General features: G+C 68.4%; 4 protein-coding genes, 1 pseudogene and 1 riboswitch. Of the genes and pseudogenes, 2 read left to right on the top strand and 3 right to left on the bottom strand.

The window, feature by feature from the left end:
* Positions 1–878: 878 nt before the first annotated feature.
* Positions 879–1,046: riboswitch (M-box (ykoK) riboswitch) on the top strand.
* A gap of 361 nt (positions 1,047–1,407) precedes the next feature.
* Positions 1,408–2,439 (top strand): magnesium/cobalt transporter CorA, encoded by a 1,032-nt coding sequence (gene corA, locus AC08OU_RS16350; protein WP_476605242.1) that lies wholly within the window; start codon positions 1,408–1,410, stop codon positions 2,437–2,439.
* 154 nt (positions 2,440–2,593) lie between these two features.
* Positions 2,594–5,194, top strand: coding sequence for a sensor histidine kinase (locus AC08OU_RS16355; protein WP_476601282.1), 2,601 nt, complete (start codon positions 2,594–2,596; stop codon positions 5,192–5,194).
* A 32-nt stretch (positions 5,195–5,226) separates the two neighbouring features.
* Here the strand turns inward: AC08OU_RS16355 and AC08OU_RS16360 are convergent, their stop codons facing one another.
* The 3 genes and pseudogenes from AC08OU_RS16360 to AC08OU_RS16370 all read right to left on the bottom strand — a co-directional run.
* The gene (locus AC08OU_RS16360; protein ID WP_462188048.1) at positions 5,227–5,925 is read right to left on the bottom strand and encodes a response regulator; all 699 of its coding nucleotides are present in this window, start codon (positions 5,923–5,925) and stop codon (positions 5,227–5,229) included.
* 96 nt (positions 5,926–6,021) lie between these two features.
* Complete coding sequence (locus AC08OU_RS16365; RefSeq protein ID WP_476601283.1) at positions 6,022–6,918, bottom strand: potassium-transporting ATPase subunit C; 897 nt, start codon at positions 6,916–6,918, stop codon at positions 6,022–6,024.
* Positions 6,919–6,920: 2 nt separating this feature from the next.
* Positions 6,921–7,285, bottom strand: a pseudogene (locus tag AC08OU_RS16370) (potassium-transporting ATPase subunit B); the annotation flags it as partial.

The raw sequence follows: 7,285 nt of genomic DNA on the forward strand, positions 1-7,285 counted from the left end.
TTTACCACCGGACCTGCCCAGGGGCCTTCAAGCCCATCCTCTATTCCTCCCGACTGGGTCCAGTTCACTGGTCCAGCAGTTCCGCCAGCACCTGAGACTTCAGGAGTCGAAATGAAATAACTTGCGCGTTTCGAACCCTCCACAGGCCTGTGACCTGCGATGATGCTCTCGATCACGTATTTGTTACTTCATTACGTCCCCTCAGCAGAGTAGCACACCGTTCAGAAGCGTATTTGAGCATAGAAATCTGTGACTGTCTGTGACCTTGATAGGTGTGCAGTGGATGCGCATGCGCCGGAACACGGCCTGGTGGGGTGGGGGCGGTCGGGGATTCTGGAAGTCCGCATTCACCGCCGCCCCAGGAGCATCGCAAAGTCGTATTTATGCTGGTCACGAGGGTGATCTCCTGGTCGGGATAGCGGCGTGGCGGCGTAAGGCTCGAGCGGTGTTGGCGAAACCAGCGAACCGGAGCAGGCTGATCACCAGGGTGCGGAGAGCAGCCAGGACCTGGGGACCGCTGCCGGTGCGAGCCCGATGCGGGCCCTCACCCAACGTGACGCCACTAAAGCCGGGAGTCGGGTTTTTCGGGAGACGACGTCGGCATCGATGCCGAGGGCGATTCCGCCGCCGTCCCACGCCGCCCCGCTCCCCATCCGAATGTGGATCAACCAGCCCCAGTGACGATCGAGACCGAGAATGCGCTGCCAAGAGCCGACCCGCCCGCGGGAAACGTCCGGGTGGCGCAGGTCACCTCGGCGAGGCGCGCGGGTGGCGACACTGGCGTGGTCCGGCCCGGACGTGTGTTTCGTCGGGGTGCGCGCCGTTTGGTCCGGTTGCCGACATTGACACGAGCTGGCGTGCGGGGGCATCCTGGCCGGGCAGCACCTCGTTCGGTGAGGCGTCTGCGCGGACATAGGCCACTGACCTTGAACGTCGAGAGACGCCCCGGGTCAGGACAGCTCTCCCCGGGCTAAGGGGTGAGCCCAAGTGGCTTCCCGGTGGGGATTACGCCGCGCAGTGCCAAAGCTCTGACGAGGAGGGGTGCTCGGTGTCGCCCGGCTTCGGCCGGGTGTGGTTGTCGCGGTCACCCCGCCTGGACTACTCGCGCCTGCGGGCGCCTGGTGGAAGGGGGGTGGCGGGATGAGTCCCGGCCATAGTTGCCGTCTGTCCTGGGCTGACTCGGTGACCCCCGTCGCCTCGGTGACCCCCCTCGCCTGAGCCTGCCCCGTCAGACTGATGATCTAGCCGAGCAGTCCCGTCGCAGGTGAGACGACCACGTCGGGCGGCATCAGCCAGCTGCGCACCGTCGGGAGGTCGTTGCGCAGCGGCTGCCGCCCCGGCCTGACCCTGCCGACACAACCATGCGGGCGGACGCGGATGCCGTTCGCGGCCCGGGGAGCTGACGTGATGACTGTCGTGGAGAACGCGTTTTACGCCGCGGGCCGGCGCTTGGTGCGGCCGGGCTCGCTGGGCGAGACCTACCAGTTGCTGCGGGACCGCCGGGGCCGGAACAAGCAGGATCTGGCGTGGATCGGTCTGGTCCACCCGGACGAGCGGGAGATCGCTTCGATCGCGGCCGAGTTCGACCTGCACGAGCTGGCGACCGAGGACGCGGTGCAGGCGCATCAACGGCCGAAGCTGGAACGGTACGGCAAGACCCTGTTCGTGGTGTTGCGGGCCGCCCGCTATGACGACGCGCGGGAAGAGGTTGACTTTTCCGAACTGCACGTCTTCGTCGGGGACGACTTCGTCATCACAGTTCGGCACGGGGATGCGCCGGATCTGCCTCGGGTGCGCCGGCGGATGGAGTCCGACCCGGAGCTGTTGGCCCACGGCCCGGAGGCGGTGTTGTACGCAATCCTGGACCGGGTCGTCGACGATTACGCCCCGGTGGTGGACGGGTTGGTGAACGACATCGACGAGATCGAGACCGAGGTGTTCAGGGGAGATCCGGCGGTGAGCCGGCGCATTTACGAGCTGTCCCGTGAGGTCATCGAGTTCCAGCGGGCGGCCAAGCCGCTGCTGGGCATGCTGGACGCGCTGGCCGCGGGGTTCGCCAAGTACGGCGTGGACCCCGAGCTGCAGCAGTACCTGCGGGACGTGTCCGACCACGCGGTGGGCGTGGTGGAGCGGATCGAGGGGTTCCGCCAACTACTGGCGAACATCCTGACCGTCAACGCCGCGCTGGTCGGGCAGCGGCAGAACGAGGAGATGAAGACGCTGACCGAGTCGAGCCTCGCGCAGAACGAGGAGGTCAAGAAGATCTCGGCCTGGGCGGCCATCCTCTTCGCGCCCACCCTGATCGGCACTGTGTACGGGATGAATTTCGAGACCATGCCGGAACTGAGCTGGGAGTTCGGGTACCCGTTCGCGCTCGGCCTGATGGCCTTGGTGTCCATTATGCTGTACGTGATCTTCAGGCAGCGGCGGTGGCTGTGACCAGCGCGAGGAGGACGAGGGCGTCGGCTGGCCCACGTATCGTGGGGTTGCCGCCGGTGTGGATTGCACAGCCCGCTCCGGCTTCCTCGAACAGCCGGTTACGTATCGCCCCGCAGGCTCGTGAGCGGCGGCTCGTACGCGGAAACTGGGGCGTATGGCGAGCGGCAGACTGCGGATCTACCTCGGCGCGGCGCCGGGGGTGGGCAAGACCTACGACATGCTCTGTGAGGCTCAGCGGCGCAAGGCACGCGGAACGGACGTCGTGGTCGGGCTGGTGGAGACCCATGGGCGACCGCGGACCGCCGCGTTGCTGGACGGATTGGAGATCATGCCCCGCCGCACGGTCTCCTACCGCGGTGCCACCTTTACTGAGATGGACGTGGATGCGATCCTGGCCCGCGCGCCAGCGGTGGTGCTCGTCGACGAGCTGGCGCACACGACCGTCCCGGGGTGCCGGAACGCCAAGCGTTGGCAGGACGTCCACGAGCTGTTGAACGCGGGCATCGACGTGCTGTCGACGTTGAACATCCAACATCTGGAGTCGCTCAACGACGTCGTGGAAAGGATCACCGGAGTCCCGCAGCGGGAGACCGTGCCGGACGCGGTGGTACGCGCCGCCGAACAAGTCGAACTGGTCGACATGACACCGGAGGCGCTGCGGCGGCGGATGGCCCACGGCAACATCTACGGCCCAGACAAGATCGACGCCGCGCTGGGCAACTACTTCCGGGTCGGCAATCTGACCGCGCTGCGGGAGTTGGCACTGCTGTGGCTGGCCGACAAGGTGGACGAACAGCTCGATCACTACCGCACCGAGCACCAGATCTCCGGCATCTGGGAGACGCGGGAGCGGGTGGTTGTCGCACTGACCGGCGGCCCTGAGGGCGACACACTGATCCGCCGGGCGGCGCGGATCGCGGATCGCGCCAAGGGTGCGGACCTGCTCGCGGTCCACGTCACCCGATCCGATGGCCTGGCCGGTGCGTCGCCCGCGCATCTGGCCCGGCAGCGGGTGTTGGTGGAGAGCCTGGGCGGCAGCTACCACCAGGTGGCCGGGGACGACATTCCCATCGCGCTGCTGGAATTCGCCCGAGCGGAGAACGCGACCCAGCTCGTGCTCGGCGCGAGCCGGCGCGGCCGGCTGGCCCACATGATCGACCCTGGTATCGGCGTCACGACAACGAAACTGTCCGGGCCGATCGACGTGCACCTGGTCACCCACGAGGAGGTGGGCAAGGGGCGGCTGCTGCCCCGCCGGGCCCGTGGGCTGACCCTCCGGCGGCGGCTTGCCGGTGTCTTGGCCGCGGTCGTGCTGCTGCCGCTGCTGACCCTTGTGTTGACGCACCAGCGGACCGATCTCAACCTGACCAGCAACGTGCTGGGGTTCCTGATCGTGGTGGTCGCCGTGGCGCTGGTGGGCGGCCTGCTGCCGGCGTTGCTGGCCGCGCTTGGCGACTTGCTGCTGCTGAACTACTACTTCATCCCACCAATACACCGCTTCATCATCGCCGAGAGTAACAACGTACTCGCACTCCTGGCGTTCCTGGCGGTTGCGGTGATGGTGAGCAGCGTGGTCGACCTGGCCGCCCGGCGGACCAGCCAGGCGGTACGCGCTACCGCGGAGGCGGAGATGCTCTCGACCTTGGCCGGGAGCGTGCTGCGTGGCGAGCAGGCGCTGCCGGCACTGCTCGCGCGGGTGCGGGAGACGTTCGGGCTGACCTCGGTCGCCCTGCTCGAACGCGCAGCCGAGGGCGGTCAGAACGGCGCCCACAAGGCAGACCGTCACGGCTGGCGGGTGGTCGACAGCGCCGGGCCCGACCCGTGCCTACGGCCGGACGAGGCCGACACGGAGGTACCGGTCAGCGAGAACCTGACGTTGGTCCTGCGGGGCCGGCCGCTGCCCGCGGCGGACCGCCGGGTACTCACCGCCTTCGCCGCGCAGGCCGCGGTCGCCCTCGAACAGCGGCGGCTGGCCCAGGTGGCAGCGGAAGCCGGGCCACTCGCCGAAGCGGACCGCACCCGCCGCGCCCTGCTCACTGCCGTCAGCCACGACCTGCGCGGCCCGCTCGCCACGGCCTCGGCGGCAGTCGCGAACCTACGCAGCAACGAGGTCGAGTGGAGCGCCGAGGAGCAGGCGGAACTGCTCGCCACCGCTGAGGAAGCGTTGGACCATCTGGCCCGGCTGGTGGAGAACCTGCTCGACATGAGCCGGTTGCAGGCTGGACGCCTGAGCGTGTTCCCCGCCCCGGTCGGGCTCGACGACGTGATTCCCGGCGTGCTGCGCGACCTGGGCCCGGCAGCTCGCGACGTGGCTGTGACGGTCCCGGACGACCTTCCGCTGGCCTACGCTGACCCGGCGCTGCTGGAACGGGTGATCGCCAACCTGCTATCCAACGCGACCCGCTATTCACCCCCGGGCCAGCCCCCGCTGATCACCGCTAGTGCGTTGCGCGACCGGATCCAGCTGCGGGTCATCGACCGCGGGCCTGGACTGCCCGCGGAGGACCGTGACCAGGCGTTCACGCCGTTCCAGCGGCTGGGCGACACCGACAACGACAGCGGCATCGGGCTGGGCCTCGCGCTCTCCCGGGGCCTGACGGAGGCGATGGGCGGCACCCTGACGCCGGAGGACACCCCCGGCGGGGGCCTGACCATGGTGGTAACGCTGCCGGTCGCGACGGTCGGCGGGTCCGCCCAGCCGGCGGGCGGTGCGGTCCTCAGATCGCGGGACGGTCAACAGACAACGAGGTCATAGTTTGACGATGAGGTCATGGCTGGACAACGAGGTCATGGCTGGAACCGGTAGCCCATGCCTGGCTCGGTGATGAGGTGGCGGGGCTGTGCCGGGTTGAGTTCAAGTTTGTGGCGCAGCCGGCCGATGTACTGGCGCAGGTAGTGGCTCTGCTCCTTGGGGGCGGGACCGCCGGCCCGGGGCAGCAGATCCCGGTAGGTCAGTAGCTTTTCGGGGTGGCGGACAAGGACGTCGAGCAGGTGCCATTCCGTGGGGGTGAGCCGGACCTCGGCGGGGCCGTCCGGGCGTGCGCTGTCGGGTTTGCGGGTGACGCGCCGTGCGTCGAGGTCGATCAGATAGTCACCCAGGGCGACGGTGAGCGGTTCGGTAGGCGGCGGGGTGCGCCGGACGACGGCGCGCAGCCGGGCGAGCAGTTCGTCGACCCGGAAGGGCTTGGTGACGTAGTCGTCGGCACCGGCGTCCAACGCTACGATCTTATCGCTGCTGCCGGCGCGCCCGGAGAGCACGATGACCGGGGCGGCGGTCCAGCCGCGCAGGGCGTGGATGACGTCGACGCCATCGAGGTCGGGAAGCCCCAGGTCGAGCAGGATGATGTCGGGTTCGTGTTCGGCGGCGGCGGCGAGCGCGCGGCTTCCGTCCGCGGCGACGGTGACCTGGTAGCCGCGGGCGCGCAGGGTGATGTGTAGCGCGCGGAGCAGCCGTGGGTCGTCGTCCACCACGAGCACGCTGGTCACGCGTCATCTCCCGGCAGTGAACCGGGCGGTACAGCAGGCAGGGTGCGAATCATCGTGAGGCCTCCGCCGAGGGTGTCCTCGGGGCTGAGCGTCCCGCTACCTGGTCGTCTTGTCGAGGGCCAGGTTCAGGGCGAGGACGTTGACCGTGGGTTCGCCCATGAAGCCCAGCGCCCGGCCGTCTTCGTGGTCGTGGATCAACGCGCGGACCGTGGCCGGGTCGAGGCCGCGTTCCTTCGCGACCCGGTTCACCTGCAGGTAGGCGTAGGCCGGGGAGATGTCGGGGTCGAGGCCGCTACCGGAAGCGGTGACCGCGTCCGCCGGGACCGGGTTGTCCGTGCCCTTACCCGGCCCCTTGATCGGCACAGTGATGCCGGCCGAGTAGTCCTCGCCGGGCTTGGTGCACTCGACCTTGACGCCCTGGTACGTGGCGACGAAGGGCGCGGCCGGGCACTCCTCGTTGATGCTGACGGCCCGGGTGACCGGTCCGGTGGTGCCGCCGGTCCGGAACACCGACAGGACCGCGCCGACGCCGTTCGCGGTGCAGAGGGGACGCCGGCCGTCGGCCCCTTCCAGGTCACCAATGGCCTTGCTGCGGGCGCAGACCTGGGTGAGCAGGCTCTGGCTGCTTTCGTCCTCGTCCTTGGTGGCCGGGTCGTCGAAACTGTCGACAATGTCTTCCGGGCCGAGGTTGGACGCGGACGTTGACGTCGGATCGTACCCGTCGCCGGCCGCCGACGGGCGGGACTGGAAGTATTTGGGGATCGGGTTGCCCTTGTCGTCGGTGAACAGTTGGCCGATCTCGGCTGAACCGACGATCTGGCCGCTGACGTTCGTGACGAACGAGCCGTTCGCCTTGTCCTTCAGCCCGGGAAGCTGCGCAATGGCCGTGATGACCAGCGGATAGGCGATGCCGGTGAGCACGGTCAGCACGAGCAGTGCGCGGAAGGCGGCGAGATGCTGCCGCACGAAGGAGGGAAGTCGGGTCGCAGGCATGGTTACCGGGCTCCCGGGATGAACTGGATGACAAGGTCGATGAGTTTGATCCCGACGAACGGGATGATCAGACCGCCGACGCCGTAGATGTAGAGGTTGCGACGCAGCATCGCCGACGCGCTGGACGGGGTGTAACGGACGCCGCGTAGCGCCAGCGGGATCAGGGCGAGGATGACGAGCGCGTTGAAGATGACGGCGGAGAGGATCGCCGACTGCGGGCTGTGCAGCCGCATGAGGTTGAGCGTGTCCAGCCCGGGATAGATCGCCGCGAACATCGCCGGGATGATCGCGAAGTACTTGGCGATGTCGTTGGCGATCGAGAAGGTGGTCAGCGCCCCGCGGGTGATGAGCAGCTGCTTCCCGATCT

It is taken from the genome of Frankia sp. CcMO1 (assembly GCF_977945845.1).